Source organism: Mesorhizobium sp. C395A (genome assembly GCF_030323205.1).
Taxonomy (GTDB): Bacteria; Pseudomonadota; Alphaproteobacteria; order Rhizobiales; family Rhizobiaceae; genus Mesorhizobium.
Map to the genome: position 1 here is coordinate 711,016 of NZ_CP100473.1, position 17,519 is coordinate 728,534.

A 17,519-nucleotide genomic window follows, 5' to 3' on the forward strand; every position below is an offset into this window, starting at 1 on the left:
GTCGATCCGCAAAGCCGAGCGGGGCGGGGGTCTGCGCCGCACCCCACCCCGGCGCTGCGCGCCGACCCTCCCCATCAAGGGGAGGGTAAGATCTGGCCCTACACGCCGCCTGCGAAACCCGCTAAAAACGCCGCATGAACCAGCACGCCAAGCTCAGAATCGGCCACTCCGCCTGTCCGCATGATTGCCCTTCGACCTGCGCGCTCGAGGTCGAGCTGCTCGATGGCAACCGCATCGGCCGTGTCCATGGCGCCAAGTCCAATACGTATACGGCTGGCGTCGTCTGCGCCAAGGTCGCGCGCTATGCCGATCGTGTCCATCATCCGGACCGACTGCTGAAGCCGCTGATGCGCGCCGGCGCCAAGGGCGACGGCGTCTGGAAGGAATCCAGCTGGGAAGCGGCACTCGACGTCGTCGCCGAGAACTTCATCGCGGCCGAGGAAAAATACGGCTCCGAGACCGTCTGGCCTTATTTCTATGCCGGCACGATGGGGCTGGTGCAGCGCGACGGCATCGACCGGCTGCGCCATGCGAAAAAATACTCCGGGTTCTTCGGCTCGATCTGCACCAATCTGGCCTGGACCGGCTGGATGATGGGAGCGGGCGCCTTGCGCGGTCCCGATCCGCGCGAGATGGCGAAGTCCGACTGCGTGGTGATCTGGGGCACCAATGCCGTGGTCACGCAGGTCAATGTCATGACCCACGCCATCAAGGCGCGGAAGGAGCGTGGCGCCAGGATCGTCGTCATCGATGTCTACGAGAACGCGACGATGAAGCAGGCCGATATAGGCCTTGTGCTGAAGCCCGGCACCGATGGCGCGCTGGCCTGCGCGGTCATGCATGTGCTGTTCAGGGAAGGCATGGCCGACCGCGCCTATCTCGAAAGATACACCGACGATCCGAAGGGGCTGGAAGCGCATCTGGAGACGCGCACGCCGGAATGGGCTTCCGCCATCACCGGTCTTGCCGTCACCGAGATCGAGGCTTTCGCCCGCCTCGTCGGCACGACGAGGAAAACCTATTTCCGCCTCGGCTATGGCTTTGGGCGTCAGCGCAATGGTTCGGTCAACATGCACGCGGCGTCCTGCATCGCCGCCGTCACCGGCGCCTGGCAATATGAGGGTGGCGGTGCCTTCCATTCCAATTCCGGCATCTTCAAGCTCAACCAGGATGTGCTGGAAGGCACCGCGATGCGCGATCCCAATATTCGCCATCTCGACCAGTCGCGCATCGGTCCGGTGCTGACCGGCGCAGCGGACGCGCTTTACGGTGGCCCGCCGGTGACGGCGATGCTGATCCAGAACACCAACCCGGTGAATGTCGCACCCGAGCAGCGGCTGGTGAAACATGGTTTTCTGCGTGATGACCTGTTCACCTGCGTGCACGAACAGTTCATGACCGACACGGCAAAGCTTGCCGATGTCGTTTTGCCGGCAACGATGTTTCTCGAGCATGACGACGTCTACAAGGGCGGTGGCAACCAGCACATCACGCTCGGTCCCAAGCTGATCGAACCGCCGGAAGGGCCGCGCACCAACCATTTCGTCATCGAGCAATTGGCGCAGCGTCTCGGCGTCGCCGACCGGCCGGGCTTTGGCCTGACCGAGCAGCAGCATATCGACATCATCCTCGGCAAGCGCGGGCTGGGCTCCTTCGCCAGCCTCAAGGAAGACAAATGGGTCGACCTGCAGCCGGATTTCGAGGCGGCGCATTTTATCGATGGTTTCGGCCATGCCGACAAGAAATTTCACTTCCGCGCCAACTGGAGCGGGCAGGCGGCGCCCAACCGGCCGCCGAAAAGCATGGGCCTGTTCGGGCCGGTGGCGGAACTCCCCGAATTCCCCGACCATGTCGACCTGATCGAGGTCGCGGATGCGGAGCATCCGTTCCGGCTGACGACATCACCGGCGCGCAACTTCCTCAATTCGACCTTCTCGGAAACGCCGGTGTCGAAGGCCAAGGAAGGCCGGCCGGAATTGTTGTTGCATCCGGACGACGCTGCCGCGCTTGGCTTGGGCGACGGCGACCGTATCGAGGTCGGCAACCGGCGCGGCGAGGTGGTGCTGCACGCAAAGCTGTTCGAAGGCCTCAAGCGCGGCGTGGTGATCGCCGAGGGCATCTGGCCAAACAGCGCCCATGAGCGTGGCGAAGGCATCAATGTGCTCACCGGCGCCGACGCACCAGCGCCCTATGGCGGTGCGGCCTTCCACGACAACAAGGTCTGGCTGCGGCCGGCTGGCTGAAGCAATTCCAGGAAAAGTGTGAGCGGTTTTCCGTCCGGAATTGCGTAAAAGTGACTGGCTATCCCGGCAGAGGCACCGTCAGCCCCACCTTGACACGGTCCATGGCAACGAAGGTGCGGAATTTTCGGACATTCTTGCTGTCGAAGAACAGTCTGCGCGTCAGCGCCTCATAGGCCCCCATGTCGGCCGCGGTGATGACTAGGATGAAGTCGGCCTCGCCGGTGACGTAGTAGCATTGCTGCACTTCGGGCTCTGCCGAGAATTGCCGCTTGGCCGCGTCGATCAGGTCCGAGCGTTCGCTCTCCAGTTCCACTTCGACGAAGATGGTGATGGGATGGCCGACCGCCGCCGGGTCGACCACGGCGACATTGCCCGCAATGACGCCGGACTGTTCCATGCGCTTGATGCGCCGCTGCACCGCCGGCGCCGACAGGTTGACGGCTTCGCCGATCAGCCGCTGCGGCGTCGTGTTGTCCCGCTGCAGGATGGCAAGGATGGCGAGGTCGAAACTGTCGAGCGAAGGCGATCGAGGCAAAGCGCTATCCTGGCGAAACAAACTTGCATTTCGAAGCGCCAATAACAGCGCTATTTGCGCCTCGGCTGCAATATGATTTCGTCACACCCAAAGGAGGCCACCCGTGTTCCTGCTCAACAGCAATGCCTTGCACCGTCGGCCGCTCGATCCGGTCGAGGCCGAAACGCTGGGGAATGCCGGCGCCGATACGGTCGAGCGCTTTCTGGCCCATCGCGACAATCACCTGGCAACTCCGTTGCATGCATTGCCGACGCTGGCCGGCGAACTCGGCCTCGGCGCCGTCCACATCAAGGATGAAGGCTTTCGCCTCGGTCTCGGCAGTTTCAAGGCGCTCGGCGGCGCCTATGCCGTTTTTCGACTGGTGCTGGAGGAGGCGAGCCGATCGCTTCATCGGCCCGTTGACGTGGCCGATCTCAACCGGTTCGACGTCCGGGCGGTCGCTGCCGGCATGACGGTTGCCTGCGCCACCGACGGCAATCATGGCCGCTCGGTCGCGCAAGGTGCACAGTTGGTTGGCGCGAAAGCGGCAATCTTCGTTCACGCCGGCGTCAGCGAGGCGCGCATTGCAGCAATAGCCCGCTATGGCGCCGAGATGATCCGCGTCGACGGCAATTATGACGACTCGGTCAGGCAGGCCGCCGAGGTTTCAGCGGAGCAAGGCTGGACCGTGGTGTCCGACACCTCCTGGCCGGGCTACGAGCGCATCCCCGGTCTGGTCATGCAGGGCTATACGGCGATCGTGCGCGAAGCGTTGGGCCAGTTGCCGCAGCCGCCGACCCATGTCTTCGTGCAGGCCGGTGTCGGCGGTATTGCCGCCGCCCTGGCCGGCCATCTCGCCATCGTGCTCGGTGACGCCAGGCCGACCTTCATCGTCGTCGAGCCGGCCCGCGCCGCCTGCGTTGTCGCAGCCGCCCGGGCGGGCCACGTGGTCAAGGTCGCACACGATCAGCCGACGGTGATGGCGATGCTCGAATGCTACGAGGCCTCGCAAGTTGCCTGGCGCGTTCTGGCGCGGGTTGCCGATGCCTTCATGACAGTGGATGAGGAGGAGGCGGTCGCGGTGATGCGGCGGCTGGCACGGCCGGCTGGCAATGATCCAGTGATCGTCGCCGGCGAAAGCGGCGGCGTCGGTCTGGCCGGGCTGATCCGGGCGGTGGCCGACCACAAGGCCGCGCTCGGGCTCGACGACAAATCCCGCGTGCTGCTGATCAACACCGAAGGCGCCACAGACCCGCATCGCTATACCGAGCTGGTCGGGCAGAGCCCCGCCGATGTGCTGGCCGGCAAGCTGAAGGCCGAGGCATAGCCATGATCGGGATCGATGCACAGCGTCTGCTTGGCCGCATCCGGGAACTCGGCGCCGTTGGCCGCGACAGTGAGGATAGGCTGATCCGGCTCGCCGCCTCCGACACAGACAGACAGGGCCGTGACCTCTTTGTCGGCTGGCTCAGGCAGGCCGGGCTGGAAGTCGCCATCGACCGGGTCGGTAATATCTTCGGCATCTGGCAAAGCCCCGACAATGCCGGGCAGGCGCCGCTGCTCATCGGTTCGCATATCGACACCGTTATCGATGCCGGCATCTATGATGGCTGCTACGGCGTGCTGGCCGGGCTGGAGGTGATCGAGACGCTGCAGGCTTCGGGCTTTTCGCCGTCACGCCCGGTCGCGGTCGCCGCTTTCACCAATGAGGAAGGCGTGCGCTACACACCTGACATGATGGGCTCGCTCGCCCATGCGGGCGGCGTCGACGCCGATGCGGTGCTGGCCGCTGTCGGCACGGACGGCAGCGTGCTCGGCCGGGAACTCGCCCGCATCGGCTATGCCGGCGACCGCGAACCCGGCTTCCTCAAGCCGCATGCCTATCTCGAACTGCATATCGAACAGGGGCCGGTGCTGGAGCGTGAAGGGTGCCGATCGGCGCGGTCGAGAATTTGCAAGGCATTTCCTGGCAGCGCATCACCATCGACGGCGCCGCCAACCATGCCGGCACCACGCCGATGTCGATGCGCAGCGATGCCGGCCATGCCGCCGCCCGCGTCATCACTTTCCTGCATGATCGGGCGAGCGCATCGAACACGCCGACAGTCGCCACCGTCGGCACAATGCGCTTCGAACCCAATGCCATCAACGTCATTCCCGCGCGCGCCGTCTTCACCATCGACCTGCGCGATCCCGACGAACAGTGCCTGCAGGCGCATGAGGCGGCCCTTGCTGCCTATCTCGAGGAGCTCGCTGCAGCCGAAAGCCTGTCGATTTCGGCAGAGCAACTGGCCCGTTTCGAACCGGTGCTATTCGACATCGGCATCGTCGAACGGATCGAGGCGGCCGCGAAGAACCGCGGTCTCGGCGTCAGGCGCATGACATCGGGCGCCGGCCATGACGCGCAGATGATGGCCCGCCTCGCGCCGGCGGCAATGATCTTCGTGCCGAGCGCCGGTGGCATCAGCCACAATCCGCGCGAACACACTGAAGATGCCGAGCTTGTCGCCGGCGCCAACATCCTGCTTGATGTCGCCAGTGAGCTTGCAAAATAGGTCGGGGAGAAAATGGCTGAGCTCGATCGTGATGTGCTGAAGCAGGAAATGACCGGCTGGCGGCGCGATTTGCACGCGCACCCCGAGTTCGGCTTCGAGGAAAAGCACACCGCTGCCTTTGTCGCCGCGAAGCTGCGCGAATTCGGGCTGGACGATGTTGCAGAGGGGGTCGGCGGCACCGGCGTCGTTGGCACGTTGAAGCGCGGCAGCGGCAACCGGGCGATTGCGCTCAGGGCCGACATGGATGCGCTGCGCATCACCGAGCAGTCCGCGACAGCCTATCGCTCGCAGAACCCCGGCATCATGCATGCGTGCGGTCATGACGGCCACACCACCATGCTGCTCGGCGCTGCAAAGCTGCTGGCCGCCGAGGGTGGTTTCGACGGCACCGTGCGTTTCGTTTTCCAGCCGGCCGAGGAATGGGGCAAGGGCGCGCTGGCAATGCTCGATGACGGGCTGCTGCAGCGCTTCCCCTTCGACGAGATCTTTGGCCTGCACAACATGCCGGGCCTGCCCATTGGACATTTCGAGACCCGTGCCGGCCCGTTTATGTCGGCGGAGGACAATTTCGAGATCGTGCTCAAGGGGATCGGCGGCCATGCGGCGCGGCCACATTCCGGGAACGAGACGCTGGTCGCCGCCTGCGCGCTGGTAACCAATCTGCAAACCATCGTCTCGCGAAGGCTGAGCCCGGCCGACATTTCGGTGGTTTCGGTGACCGAACTGATCACCGACGGCACCCGCAACGCATTGCCCGGCCTCGCCCGCATCCTTGGTGACGCCCGCAGTTTTCGTCCCGAGGTCAGCGCCGAGATCGAGCGCCAGATGCGGGTCATCGCGGCGGGCACCGCCGCCGCCTACAATGTCACCGCCGACGTGACCTACAGCAGGGAATTCGTGCCGCTGCAGAACGATGCCGACCTGGTGGACGCGGCCTTTGTCGCCGCAAGGCGCGTGCTGGCCGATGGCGCCGCCGGCATCGCGGCGGAGCCGATGACCGCCTCGGAGGATTTCGCCCGCTTTCTCGACCACGTACCGGGCTGTTTCGTCTTCCTCGGCAATGGCGAGGCCTCGGCCCCGCTGCACAATTCCAGCTACGACTTCAACGATGACGGGCTGTTGCACGGCACGAATTTCCACGCCGCGATCGTCAGGCAAAGGCTGGGCGGCGCGATCGGGAAGTGACGCCTGATCGCCTTCGCAGCTGGCCCAAGCGGCACTGCTATCGCCAGCCAGCTCCCAGGTTTAGGGAGATTGCCTGTTCCCGGAGATCGCACGCCGATGACCAGGGTTTCGCTTCTGGGAATACCGCATGACGAGAACTCGTCCTATCTCAAGGGCGCGGCTGCAGCGCCGGCCCTGATCCGGCGCGAACTCAAAAGCGACGCGCACAGCTCGTGGAGCGAAACCGGCTTCGATGTGGCGGACAGTTTCGTCGACCACGGCGACATCGACTTTTCAGGCGCCGGCGATCCGTGGGAGCGAATCGAGGCCGAGGTCGGCCGCGCGCTGGATGCCGGCCACCCGTTGATCAGCCTCGGCGGCGATCATGCCATCGCCTGGCCGGTGCTGCGTGCCGTGCGCCGCCGCCATGCCAGGCTAACGATCGTCCAGATCGACGCCCATCCCGACATCTACGATGCCTATCAGGGCAACAGGCGGTCCCACACCTCGTCCTTCGCGCGCATCCTGGAGGAGGGGCTGGCTGACCGGCTGATCCAGATCGGCCTGCGCACCCTCAATGATGAGCTTCGTGACCAGCTCAAGCGCTTCGGCGTCGAAATGATCGAGGCGCGGCATTTCAGCGAGGATCTGCAGCTCGATCTCAAGACGCCGGTCTATCTCTCGGTCGATCTCGACGGCCTCGACCCGGCTTGTGCGCCCGGCGTGTCGCACCGCGAACCCGGTGGTCTTACAACCCGGCAAGTGATCAACCTGATCCAGCGGATCGACCAGCCCATCGTCGGCGCCGATGTCGTCGAATACAATGCAAGCCAGGATGTCTCCAATCTCACTGCGCTGGTTGCCGCCAAGCTGGTCAAGGAGATCGCCGGCATGATGCTCAAGACCCATGGCGCCGGCTGAACCAATCTGGCAGGGCGGCATGGTAGATCATTGTTGTGACTCGCATTTCCAGTGAAAGCCGCATGCCGCATCCTTTGAAAATAGCCATAGCCGGCGCGAACGGGCGCATGGGCAGCCAGATGGCGCTGGCCGTCGAGGCCGATCCCAGGCTGACGCTCGTCGCCCGCTTTCACAGGCCGGGCAGCATCGGTGAGGGGCTGGTCGAGCGCGACGAAGCACTGGCGCTTGCGGATGTCGTCATCGATTTCACCACGCCTTCGGCCTCCGTCGATCTTGCACAAGCTTGCGCGGCCTGCGGCGGCCCGGCGCTGGTCATCGGCTCGACCGGCTTCGAGCCGGCCGATCTCGCCGCCATCGCTACTGCTTCGAAGTCCGTCGCCATCGTTCGCTCCGGCAGCTACTCGCTCGGGCTCAGCATGCTGACCGGGCTGGTCGAGCAGGCGGCGCGAGCACTTGGTCCCGCCGCCGACATCGAAATCCTGGAAGCGCATCACCGCATGAAGGTCGACGCACCGTCGGGCACGGCGCTGATGCTGGGCGAGGCGGCCGCTCGCGGACATGGCGTCAGGCTGGACGATGTGGCGAAACGCATCCGCGACGGCCTTACAGGTCCACGCCCTGCCGGCGAGATCGGCTTTGCCGTGCTGCGCGGCGGCAGCATCGTCGGCGAGCACAGCGTGAGCTTGCTGGCCGAGGGCGAGACGCTCACGCTTTCCCATTCGGCGGGCCACCGCTCGATGTTCGCGCGCGGCGCCATTGCGGCAGCACGCTGGGTCGCCGTCCGGCCGCCCCGCGAATACGACATGCGCGACGTACTGGGCTTCACGACCTTTTGAGATGCAAGGGTAACGCAACGAGGGGCGTTGGAGGTCGGAGCCGCCTAGAGAATAGAATATAGCAACAACTACGCCATTTCGCGCCTTCCAACACCGAACCGAACGGTTCGGTTCGCACATTTTTGTGATTGGCAATGGCAGCAACGCACACCCATTTCGGGGTGGTCCGAGCGACGCGAATTCCTCCCAAGGCACGCCACTTGACGGACAGAACTGAAAAATCTGGATTACCTGAAATGACCAAGATCGCACTTACCGCTGCTGCCATCCTCCTTGCCACCGGCACCGCTTTCGCAGGCAGCGACCACTACGGCTCCGACAGCGTCAACCAGCCTGCTGTAACAGCGCCCGCCGGCAACATCGATCACAATTATACCGCCTCGATCCGCAAGCCGGCCAGCCTCGGCGATTTCACGATCAAGGGCGACTCGAACCAGCCGGAATCCGGCCAGGGCATCTGGGGTCGTTGATTTTCTGAGAAATCTACGACCACAAAGAGCGGTGGGCCCGGCCCACCGCTCTTGTTTTTATGCAATCGACTCGGGGCCGCAAAGATCTTGAATCAATCCGCCAGCAATTGGTCCTATCTCCTTGTTTGACCGTGGTCTTTTCAAAACACGGTTTGCGGCTGTCACCTGCGGCTAGCCCGTTAGGCAGCTTGGTCTAGCTTAGATCCTTCGGCTTGATGCAATGCGTCAACCGGGCCGCGCCGAAGCCGAGATCCGCCCAGTCGCCGTCGATGACAAAGCGGGCAAGGGCGCCGGTCGGGAATTTCTCTTCAAGTTTCCTGAGAGCAGCCACACCCGATCGCGGACCGGCGAGCCGGCGGGCAAAGTCCTCCAGGCCGGGATTATGGCCGAGCACCAGGAGACAGCTAGCCGATGCGACTGCCTGCTGCAGCTCGGCCAGAATGTCGCCAGCCGTGGCTTCGAAAAGCGCCTCGGCGAACTCCACCGTTACGCTCGCCGACAGTTCCGCCGAGACCAGCCGCCATGTCTCGCGCGTACGCAGCGCCGGCGACACCAGCGCCAGGTCAGGCAGCCAACTGCGCCGGGCCAGTTCGCGCCCCATCAGCGGCGCCGTCTTCAGCCCGCGCGGCCCGAGCGGCCGGTCGAAATCAGCAAGCGCCGGGTCGTCCCAGCTCGACTTGGCGTGGCGCAGCAGGAGCAATTGTCTCGGTGTCGCCATGTCGGCCTACGGCGTGATCCGCGCCAGATGTTCGAGATCGCGTTCTTCGCGCAGCGGGTCGGGCGCCATCACCACGGAAGTTCCGTTTTCGGCATCGTCGGCGAAATGCGCCAGCACGGTGCGGCCGCCTTCCATGTGCGCCTTGCCGTCGGCGACCAGCCCGAGTGCCAGCGCATAAAGCCGGTGCTCGGCCTTCAGCACTCTGGCGGCCAGCGTGTCTTCGTTGTCGCCGACCATCACCGGCACCGCTGCCTGCGCGATGATCGGGCCGTCATCCATCTCTGATGTGACGAAATGCACCGTGCAGCCATGAATGCGAATGCCGGCGCGCAGGGCGCGCGCATGCGTATCGAGCCCTTTGAAGGCCGGCAGCAGGGCAGGGTGGATGTTGAGCATGCGCCCTTGCCACTTCTCGACCAGGCCGCGGGAGAGAATGCGCAGATAGCCGGCCAGCGCCACGATCTCGGCATTGAACGCAATCAGCGCGGCGTCGATCGCCGCATCATGGGCTTCCTTGCTGGCATGGTCGGCGCGCACGATGACCTTGGTCGGGATACCGCGCGCGGCCGCGATGCCGAGGCCGGCGGCGTTGGCCCGGTCGGAAATGACGCCAACGATCTCGGCCGGATAGGCCGGGTCGCTGGCCGCCGCGATCAGCGCCGTCATGTTGGAGCCGCGTCCCGAGATCAGAACAACCGTGCGTTTCCTGCTCATAGGCCGATCGAGCCCCGATAGATGACGCCGGCGTCGCGGCGCGGAACGATGCGGCCGATCGGCGTCACCGTCTCGCCGGCCTCCTGCAGCACGGCTGCGACCTGTGCGGCCTGGCCGGAGGCGACGACGAGGATCATGCCGATACCGCAGTTGAAGGTGCGCATCATCTCCTCCGGCGCCACGCCGCCAGTCTTCGCCAGCCAGGAAAACACCTGCGGCACATCGATGGCATTGAGATCGAGCTCTGCGGAAAAGTCCTTTGGCAGGACGCGCGGGATGTTTTCGGGGAAACCGCCGCCGGTGATGTGGGCCAGCGCCTTGATGCCGTGCGTGCCACGGATCGCTTTGAGGACCGACTTCACATAGATGCGGGTCGGCTCGAGCAGCGCCTCTGCCAGCGTCGCCTCATCGTTGAACGGCGCCGGATCGCCCCAGGCAAGACCGCTGACGCCAACGATGCGGCGCACCAGCGAAAAGCCATTCGAATGCAGGCCCGAGGAAGCCAGGCCAAGCAGCACGTCGCCTTCGACGATATCGTCGGTCGGCAGCAACTGGCCGCGTTCGGCAGCACCGACGGCGAAACCGGCCAGGTCGTAATCCTTGTCGTGATACATGCCGGGCATTTCGGCCGTCTCGCCGCCGATCAGCGCGCAGCCGGCCTGTCGGCAGCCGATTGCTATGCCGCCGACGATTGCCGCCCCCTGGTCGGGGTCGAGCTTGCCGGTGGCGAAATAGTCGAGGAAGAACAGTGGCTCGGCGCCCTGCACGACGATGTCGTTGACGCACATGGCGACGAGGTCGATGCCGATCGTGTCGTGCTTGCCGGCATCGATGGCGATCTTCAGCTTGGTGCCGACGCCGTCATTGGCGGCAACCAGCACCGGATCCGTGAAACCCGCCGCCTTGAGGTCGAACAGGCCGCCAAAACCGCCGATCTCGCCATCGGCGCCCGGCCGGCGCGTCGCGCGCACCAGCGGCTTGATCTTCTCGACCATGAGGTTGCCGGCATCGATGTCGACGCCCGCCTCGGCATAGGTGAGCCCGTTCTTGCGCTTGGCCCGGTCGCCCTTGCTCATCGTCGGCGCATCCCTGTTTCCCTCGGCGGCTCTTCGCATGAATGGTTTCGGGGGGCAAGGATGACGACAGGATACCGGGCTTTTGCCCAAGATAAATACGTGGACAGTCGCCCCTTCACCGCTGGTCCTTGCACCCACAATCCAACTCCATCATCTATCTGCAGAATAAGCATGGCGGGACATGCCTTTGACCATTCCCAACCTCATCACCATCCTGCGCTTCGTGCTGGTTCCGGCCGTCGTACTGGCGATGCTGAACATGCGCTGGGACTGGGCCTTTGCCGGCTTTCTCGTTGCAGGCATTTCCGATGGCGTCGACGGCTTCATCGCCCGCCGCTTCAACCAGCAATCGAGACTAGGCGCCTATCTCGATCCGATGGCCGACAAGGTGCTTCTGGTCTCGGTGTTCGTGGTCATGGGCTTCATCGGGAAATTGCCGCTGTGGCTGGTGGTGACCATGGTGTCACGCGATGCGCTGATCATCTGCGCCGTGCTCTTGTCCACGGTCATGGCGCATCCGGTCGAGATGAAGCCGCTCTATGTGTCGAAGGCCAACACCGCCGCCCAGATCGTGCTGGCGGCCGTGGTGCTGGGCGAACTTGCCCTTGGCCTCCACCTCGACCCGCTCAGGCCTGCGCTCATATTGCTGTCCGGGGTCTTGACCGTGGCTTCGGCCGCGGCCTATCTCGTGGCTTGGCTGAGGCATATGAGCGGCTATGGCGAAGGCTCCACCCCGGGTAGTTGACAAGAATGCCGCGACCGCCGCGCTGGCAGAGGCGGCTGCGTCCCTGGCGTTTCGCCGCCAGATTTTCTTCTGGCTGGGCACGGCAATCTTCCTGGCGCTGTTCCTCTACATTTTTTCCAGCATCCTGTTGCCGTTCGTTGCCGGCATGGTGCTGGCCTATTTCCTCGACCCGGTCGCCGACCGGCTGCAACGCCTCGGCCTCTCCCGGCTGATGGCGACGGTGGTCATCCTGATTGCCTTCATCGTCCTTTTGGTGCTGGCCTTCGTCATCCTGGTTCCGGTACTGGCCACGCAGATGGCCGATTTCGCCAGCAAGCTGCCGGAATATCTGACCCGGCTGCAGTCGCTGATCACCAGCTTCGATCCGAAATGGCTGGAGCAGAAATTCGGCGTCAATGCCAATGGCCTGCGCGACGGGCTGAATTCGCTGCTCACTTCCGGTTTCGGCCTGCTGAGCACCGTCTTCACCTCGATCTGGAGTTCCGGCGTTGCTCTGGTGTCGGTGGTCAGCCTGTTCGTGGTCACTCCGGTTGTCGCTTTCTACATGCTGCTCGACTGGGATCGCATGGTGGCGGTCGTCGACAGCTGGGTGCCGCGTGATTATGTCGGGACGGTCAGGGCGATCTCCAGGGACATCAACACCGCGACCGCCGGCTTCGTGCGCGGCCAGGGCACGCTGTGCCTGGTGCTCGGCGGCATGTATGCCACCGGCCTGACGCTGACCGGGCTGAATTTCGCCATCCTCATCGGCCTCTTCGCCGGGCTGATCTCGTTCATCCCTTATGTCGGCTCGCTGACCGGACTGGTCCTGGCCGTCGGCGTCGCCTTCGTCCAGTTCTGGCCGGACTGGACCATGATCGTTGCTGTCGCCGTGGTGTTCTTCATCGGCCAGTTCATCGAAGGCAACATCCTGCAGCCCAGATTGGTCGGAAAAAGCGTCGGCCTGCACCCGGTCTGGCTGATGTTTGCGCTGTTCGCTTTCGGCGCCCTGTTCGGCTTCGTCGGCCTTTTGATCGCCGTTCCTGCTTCGGCGGCGGTTGCCGTGCTGGTGCGCTTTGCCATTGCCCGCTATCTCGAATCGCCGCTCTACAAGGGACACTCCACCGAGCCAGTCCCGCCGCTGCCTGCCGATCGCGGCGGCGGCCACCGCTCGCCGCGCGGCTGAACGTGGCGGATCAAAAGACCGAACCGCCGCGCCAGCTGCCGCTAGACCTTGGGCATGGCACCGGCTATTCGCGCGACGAGTTGGTGGTGTCGGCCACCAACCGCGAGGCGGCAGCCCTTGTCGACCGCTGGCCGGACTGGCCGTCGCCGGTGATCGTGCTCGCCGGCCCGGCCGGTTCCGGGAAGACACATCTGGGCTCGATCTGGCAGGCGCGGGCCAACGCTGTGGCGGTCGATGCCCAGCGCATCGGCAATGCCATCACCGGGCTTGGCGGCAGGCCCGCGCTGATCGACGATGTCGACAAGACAGCCATCGACGAGACGGGCCTGTTCCATCTCATCAATGAAGTGCGCGGCGCCGGGGCCACCTTGCTGTTGACGGCGCGGCGCTTCCCCGCCGCCTGGAGGGTGACGTTGCCCGATCTTGCCTCGCGGCTGAAGGCGGCGGCAACCGTCGAGATCCATGAGCCGGACGATTTGCTTCTGGCCGGTGTCATCACCAAACTCTTCGCCGACCGCCAGGTCGAGGTCGAGCCGCATGTCGTGCAATATCTGGTGCGCCGCATCGAGCGCTCGCTGGCCACCGCCATGCGCGTGGTCGAGCGCCTCGACCGCACCGCGCTCGAGCGCAAGACGCCGATCACCAGGGCGCTCGCCGCCGAAACCGTCAGCGCAATGGACGAAGGGCAGGGCGAGTTCGAGGTATAGATCCTGCTGCAATTCCCTGGACGGCGATTGTCGATCCCGCCCGTGCGACGTTTTCAAAACACGCATGGTGACATCACCTGAAACAATATGATACTTTCAATCAATGACATCGGAGCGATATCAATGCCTGCAGTGACCGTCCGAAATCTTCCGGAAGCGACCCACCGAGCTCTGCGTGTACGGGCGGCCTTGCACGGTCGCAGCACCGAGGCCGAGATACGCGACATTCTGGAAAACGCGGTGCGGCCGGACGGCCGTGTGAAACTCGGCTCCGTTCTGGCAGACATTGCCCGACGCGCCGGGCTGACCAATGAAGACGTGGAGGTCCTGGAGCAGGCTCGCGACAAGGCGCCGGCCGAACCGCTGGGGTTCGAATGATCCTCCTCGATACCAATGTCGTTTCGGAGGCCATGAAGCCCGAACCGCATCAAGCTGTGTTGGCCTGGCTTGATGACCAGGCCGAGGAAACGCTTTACCTCTCCAGTGTGACGCTCGCCGAAGTGCTGTTCGGCATCGAGGCCATGCCGGCGGGTCGTCGCAAGGCTGCGCTCGCTGAAACCTTCGCCGGTGTGTGCGCCGTGTTTGAGCGCCGCATCCTGCCTTTCGATACCGAGGCGGCCCGGCACTATGCCCGACTTGCAGTGAAGGCGAGGGCAGCCGGCAAGGGGTTTCCTGTGCCCGACGGCTACATCGCGGCAATCGCCTCCGCAAACGGCTTTCATGTCGCCTCGCGTGACACGGCGCCATTCCATGCGGCCGGCGTGCCTGTCATCGATCCTTGGCAGCCGTAACCAGGTACGGCAGCCCGACCAGAGCGCGAGCTGCGAACATGCGTTTCGGCAGGATTTCCTCTTCAGCGACGACAGCGTGTTCGAATGAATACACTCGATCTCTCCGTGCCCACCGCCGCATGAGGGCCGCTGTCCCATTTCGGGAACATTATTTGGCATCCGTCTTGCACCTGGGAACTTGCCGGCTGACCCCGGTCCTGGTCGCGTTCCTGATCGGGTTGTAGGCTCGCCGGGAGTGATGATTGGGGTTCTCGCCCGGCGAGCTTACCTTCGTGGAGCAGTCACCGGAGTGTCCGGGAGGGTGCCCTATAGCCACAACGCCGCCAGATACCGGACCAGCAGATAGACCACCGTATGCGCTGCCACGTAGCACGCGGCGACGACGACAAAGAACAGCACGCTGGCGGGCCACGAGCGGGGACGGCCTTGCCTCTTGCTCGGCCGGTTGTTCCAGATCCACAGGGCTGCACAGATAATGGCCCAGACGACGACGAACGGAACCGTGATCCCGATGTAAGCGAAGTAGGCAGGGCCAATCAGCGAAAGCCATGCCTCGAGACCAAGCATCCAGAATCTCCCCTTTGCCCGGAGTCTAATGCATGTCGCTCAAGGTGGTCCCGGTTTTGAGAGAACGACATGCATCAAAACAAAAATCAAAACGCGTCGCCTGGATACGTTTCAGCGCGACGCGCTTTTAGACCGGCGATAGAGGTGGAAGCGAGGGGATTATCCCTGCGTCGATTTTCAGCCAAACCCGCCGAAGGCATGCTGTTCGATGACACGGGCGCCTGATGCATGTCGCTCAAGTGGCCCCGGTTTTGAGAGAACCACATGCATCAAACAAGACCTCAAGCGCGTCCTTGAGTCCGTTCAAATGCGACGCGCTTTAGGTCAGATTGGTGCTCCGGCCGCCAACCCGGCCGGAGCAGGTCCAAAGCGATCGGATCAGCCGCAGACCCTGACCTCTTCGACGACCCTGTGGTGATGGCGCCAGTGCCTGACCAGTTCGATATGGCAGCGGTGATGGCGATGGTGGCGCCGCCATTGGCCATCCTGGTTGTCGCTGTAGTCGTCGCCATAGTCGTCGCTATAGTCTTTGTGGCGCTGGTGATGGCGAAGAACCTGTATATCGCCATCGTCGGACGAATATTGATCGTCGTCATCGGACTGGATAGTCAGACTGGCGGCTTGCGCCGGTGCGATCAAAGCCGCCGTTCCGGCGAACGCGATCATCGAGGCGATGAGAAGGGTTTTCATTGTTGGCTCCTTGGGTTGAACATACACAACTCTCGGAGCGAACTGGTGTTCCAATGTAGGGTCCGATCGGCGAGCGGCTGCTGCTTGGGCAATGCGTGCCGCCATGCGCTACCGGCGAGGCAGTCATTGGCGACCTTGGGCAAGGACTGGCTTTGTGGGAAAAAATGGTCGGAGTGGAGAGATTCGAACTCCCGACCCTCTGGTCCCAAACCAGATGCGCTACCAGGCTGCGCTACACTCCGAGGCCCTGCGGCGTATACGGTTCCGGACCCTGTCGCGCAACCCCTAAAACATCAAACGGGGCTTGGCGGTCTGCGCTCCCGCGCAATCCTGGCTGCGATCGCCTTGGCCTGGATGCGAGCATTGGCGAAGCAGCCGCGGATGCTTGGCCGCATGCCGGTGAACCACAGGCCCGGCAGTTTCGGGTCGCTGTCGGCGCCGTTGAACAGCGGCACGCCCTTTTGGTCGAGCACGCCGAGCTTGCCCAGCATGGCCTCGAGCCCGGTGCGGTAGCCGGTCGCGGCGATGACGATATCCGGCTGGATCGTCGCGCCATCGTCGAAAACGACCGCGTCGCGGGTAAATTCCCGCACGGTTGGCAGCACGATGATCCTGCCGTCCTTGATGGCATCGACGGCGCCGTCATCGGTGGCGATGGCGGTATAATCCGACGCCAGCCGGCTTGCGCCGCCCGAAGGCGTCGGCGGCAGGCCGTAGGCCGTGAGGTCGCCGAAGGCCCATCGCTGCGTCGCCGCCATCACCGCATCGGCGAGCTTGAACGGCAGCCGCGCCAGGATCGGCGAAAACCGGTGGACGGCGATCTGGCCGAGGCGCTTGGGCAGCAGTGCCGGACCGTTGCGCGCCGACAGCCAGATCTGTCCCGTGCCGGCTGCCGCCAGGTGATTGAGCACGTCGAAGCCGGAATTGCCGGCGCCGACGACCAGCACTTTCTTGCCCGCATAGGCCTTGGCGTTACCGAATGCGGCCGAATGGATGATGCGTCCGGCAAAGGCCTTCATGCCTTTCCAGGCCGGGATGAAGGGCTGCCGGTCGCGCCCGGTGGCGATGACGACATGGCGCGCCAGCCGCGGCCCGGCACTGGTCCGCACAAGCCAGTGGTCGCCCTCGAAGCCAATCTCCTCGACCGCGATGCCGAACTCGACCGGCAGCCGGTGCATGGCGTGGAATTCGTTCAAATGGCCGATGATGGTGTTTCGGTGCGGAAAGGCAGGGGTGCCGGCAGGAAAGGAAACGCCCGGCAGCGCCGAAAGGTCGCGATGCGTGTTGAGATGCAGTCGCTCGTGCCGCCCGTGCCATGGCTCGGCCAGCTGGGCTTCCTTTTCCAACACCATCACAGGCACGCCGGTCTTGAGCAGCGCATGGGCTGCGGTCAAGCCGGCTGCCCCGGCGCCGATCACGATCGCGCCGTCGAAAATCGCTTGGCTGTCGGCCTCGGCGTGCAAAATCCCTGCGTCCATGCCTCTTTGTGTCGCCATCATGACCATGACTTTTGATGCTACGCCAGTGTATCCAGCCTATGCCGCTGCCGAAGCGGCCTGGTTGCAGGCCGCTTCGGCCTTGCCGTCGGCAGTGTTGCACAGTATTGACTGAAATAAGGCGGCGCTACCGCCAACGCAGCTACG

Annotated in this window: 18 protein-coding genes, 1 tRNA gene and 1 pseudogene; 12 read left to right on the plus strand and 8 right to left on the minus strand. The window is 64.2% G+C overall.

Annotated elements, in window-relative coordinates:
* The first annotated feature begins 134 nt into the window (after positions 1–134).
* A complete protein-coding gene (locus tag NLY37_RS03420; protein WP_023695559.1) occupies positions 135–2,243 on the plus strand; it encodes a molybdopterin-containing oxidoreductase family protein in 2,109 nt (702 codons plus the stop codon).
* A 58-nt stretch (positions 2,244–2,301) separates the two neighbouring features.
* Here NLY37_RS03420 and NLY37_RS03425 read toward each other — a convergent pair whose 3' ends face one another.
* Positions 2,302–2,778: an Lrp/AsnC family transcriptional regulator gene (locus tag NLY37_RS03425; protein WP_023689068.1), complete on the minus strand. Its 477-nt coding sequence runs from the start codon at positions 2,776–2,778 to the stop codon at positions 2,302–2,304.
* A gap of 103 nt (positions 2,779–2,881) precedes the next feature.
* On the opposite strand from NLY37_RS03425, the gene NLY37_RS03430 reads away from it, so the two are divergent.
* The 6 genes and pseudogenes from NLY37_RS03430 (at position 2,882) to NLY37_RS03455 (ending at position 8,703) form a co-directional block, all read left to right on the plus strand.
* Positions 2,882–4,084 carry a diaminopropionate ammonia-lyase gene (locus NLY37_RS03430; RefSeq protein WP_023705323.1) on the plus strand — a complete coding sequence of 401 codons (1,203 nt, stop codon included), beginning with the start codon at positions 2,882–2,884 and terminating at the stop codon, positions 4,082–4,084.
* Positions 4,085–4,086: 2 nt separating this feature from the next.
* Positions 4,087–5,312: pseudogene (locus NLY37_RS03435) on the plus strand (Zn-dependent hydrolase).
* 12 nt (positions 5,313–5,324) lie between these two features.
* Positions 5,325–6,497 carry an amidohydrolase gene (locus tag NLY37_RS03440; RefSeq protein WP_023684755.1) on the plus strand — a complete coding sequence of 391 codons (1,173 nt, stop codon included), beginning with the start codon at positions 5,325–5,327 and terminating at the stop codon, positions 6,495–6,497.
* Positions 6,498–6,593: 96 nt separating this feature from the next.
* Positions 6,594–7,397: an agmatinase gene (gene speB, locus NLY37_RS03445; RefSeq protein WP_023684756.1), complete on the plus strand. Its 804-nt coding sequence runs from the start codon at positions 6,594–6,596 to the stop codon at positions 7,395–7,397.
* 62 nt (positions 7,398–7,459) lie between these two features.
* The gene (gene dapB, locus NLY37_RS03450; RefSeq protein WP_023684757.1) at positions 7,460–8,233 is read left to right on the plus strand and encodes a 4-hydroxy-tetrahydrodipicolinate reductase; all 774 of its coding nucleotides are present in this window, start codon (positions 7,460–7,462) and stop codon (positions 8,231–8,233) included.
* 236 nt (positions 8,234–8,469) lie between these two features.
* Positions 8,470–8,703, plus strand: a complete 234-nt coding sequence (locus NLY37_RS03455) for a DUF680 domain-containing protein (protein WP_023689062.1) — start codon at positions 8,470–8,472, stop codon at positions 8,701–8,703.
* Between the two features lie 193 nt (positions 8,704–8,896).
* Here the strand turns inward: NLY37_RS03455 and NLY37_RS03460 are convergent, their stop codons facing one another.
* From NLY37_RS03460 to purM, 3 genes are read right to left on the minus strand one after another with little or no spacing between them, the layout of a single operon-like run.
* On the minus strand, positions 8,897–9,421 hold the full coding sequence (locus tag NLY37_RS03460) for a SixA phosphatase family protein (RefSeq protein WP_023705321.1): 525 nt from the start codon (positions 9,419–9,421) through the stop codon (positions 8,897–8,899).
* Between the two features lie 6 nt (positions 9,422–9,427).
* Positions 9,428–10,135, minus strand: a complete 708-nt coding sequence (gene purN / locus NLY37_RS03465; RefSeq protein ID WP_023689060.1) for a phosphoribosylglycinamide formyltransferase — start codon at positions 10,133–10,135, stop codon at positions 9,428–9,430.
* Positions 10,132–11,211: a phosphoribosylformylglycinamidine cyclo-ligase gene (purM, locus tag NLY37_RS03470; protein ID WP_023689059.1), complete on the minus strand. Its 1,080-nt coding sequence runs from the start codon at positions 11,209–11,211 to the stop codon at positions 10,132–10,134. The genes purN and purM overlap by 4 nt, the downstream gene beginning before the upstream one ends.
* 187 nt (positions 11,212–11,398) lie before the next feature.
* Between purM and NLY37_RS03475 the strand changes: the two genes are divergently transcribed.
* From NLY37_RS03475 to NLY37_RS03495, 5 genes are all read left to right on the plus strand, one after another.
* Positions 11,399–11,956: a CDP-alcohol phosphatidyltransferase family protein gene (locus NLY37_RS03475; RefSeq protein ID WP_023742432.1), complete on the plus strand. Its 558-nt coding sequence runs from the start codon at positions 11,399–11,401 to the stop codon at positions 11,954–11,956.
* A complete protein-coding gene (locus NLY37_RS03480) occupies positions 11,928–13,121 on the plus strand; it encodes an AI-2E family transporter (protein ID WP_023684761.1) in 1,194 nt (397 codons plus the stop codon). The genes NLY37_RS03475 and NLY37_RS03480 overlap by 29 nt, the downstream gene beginning before the upstream one ends.
* 2 nt (positions 13,122–13,123) lie before the next feature.
* Entirely contained in the window at positions 13,124–13,828 is a 705-nt protein-coding gene (hdaA, locus tag NLY37_RS03485; protein WP_023684762.1) for a DnaA regulatory inactivator HdaA, read from the plus strand.
* 123 nt (positions 13,829–13,951) lie between these two features.
* Positions 13,952–14,206 carry a FitA-like ribbon-helix-helix domain-containing protein gene (locus tag NLY37_RS03490; RefSeq protein WP_023670289.1) on the plus strand — a complete coding sequence of 85 codons (255 nt, stop codon included), beginning with the start codon at positions 13,952–13,954 and terminating at the stop codon, positions 14,204–14,206.
* Entirely contained in the window at positions 14,203–14,619 is a 417-nt protein-coding gene (locus tag NLY37_RS03495; RefSeq protein WP_023684763.1) for a type II toxin-antitoxin system VapC family toxin, read from the plus strand. Before NLY37_RS03490 ends, NLY37_RS03495 begins: the two co-directional genes overlap by 4 nt.
* Positions 14,620–14,925: 306 nt before the next feature.
* On the opposite strand, the gene NLY37_RS03500 is transcribed toward NLY37_RS03495, so the two are convergent.
* From NLY37_RS03500 to NLY37_RS03515, 4 genes are all read right to left on the minus strand, one after another.
* Positions 14,926–15,186 carry a hypothetical protein gene (locus tag NLY37_RS03500; RefSeq protein WP_023684764.1) on the minus strand — a complete coding sequence of 87 codons (261 nt, stop codon included), beginning with the start codon at positions 15,184–15,186 and terminating at the stop codon, positions 14,926–14,928.
* A 378-nt stretch (positions 15,187–15,564) separates the two neighbouring features.
* Positions 15,565–15,876, minus strand: a complete 312-nt coding sequence (locus tag NLY37_RS03505) for a hypothetical protein (protein WP_023684765.1) — start codon at positions 15,874–15,876, stop codon at positions 15,565–15,567.
* A gap of 165 nt (positions 15,877–16,041) precedes the next feature.
* Positions 16,042–16,118 (minus strand) — tRNA-Pro (locus tag NLY37_RS03510).
* 51 nt (positions 16,119–16,169) lie between these two features.
* Entirely contained in the window at positions 16,170–17,354 is a 1,185-nt protein-coding gene (locus NLY37_RS03515) for a flavin-containing monooxygenase (protein ID WP_023742341.1), read from the minus strand.
* Positions 17,355–17,519 lie beyond the last annotated feature (165 nt).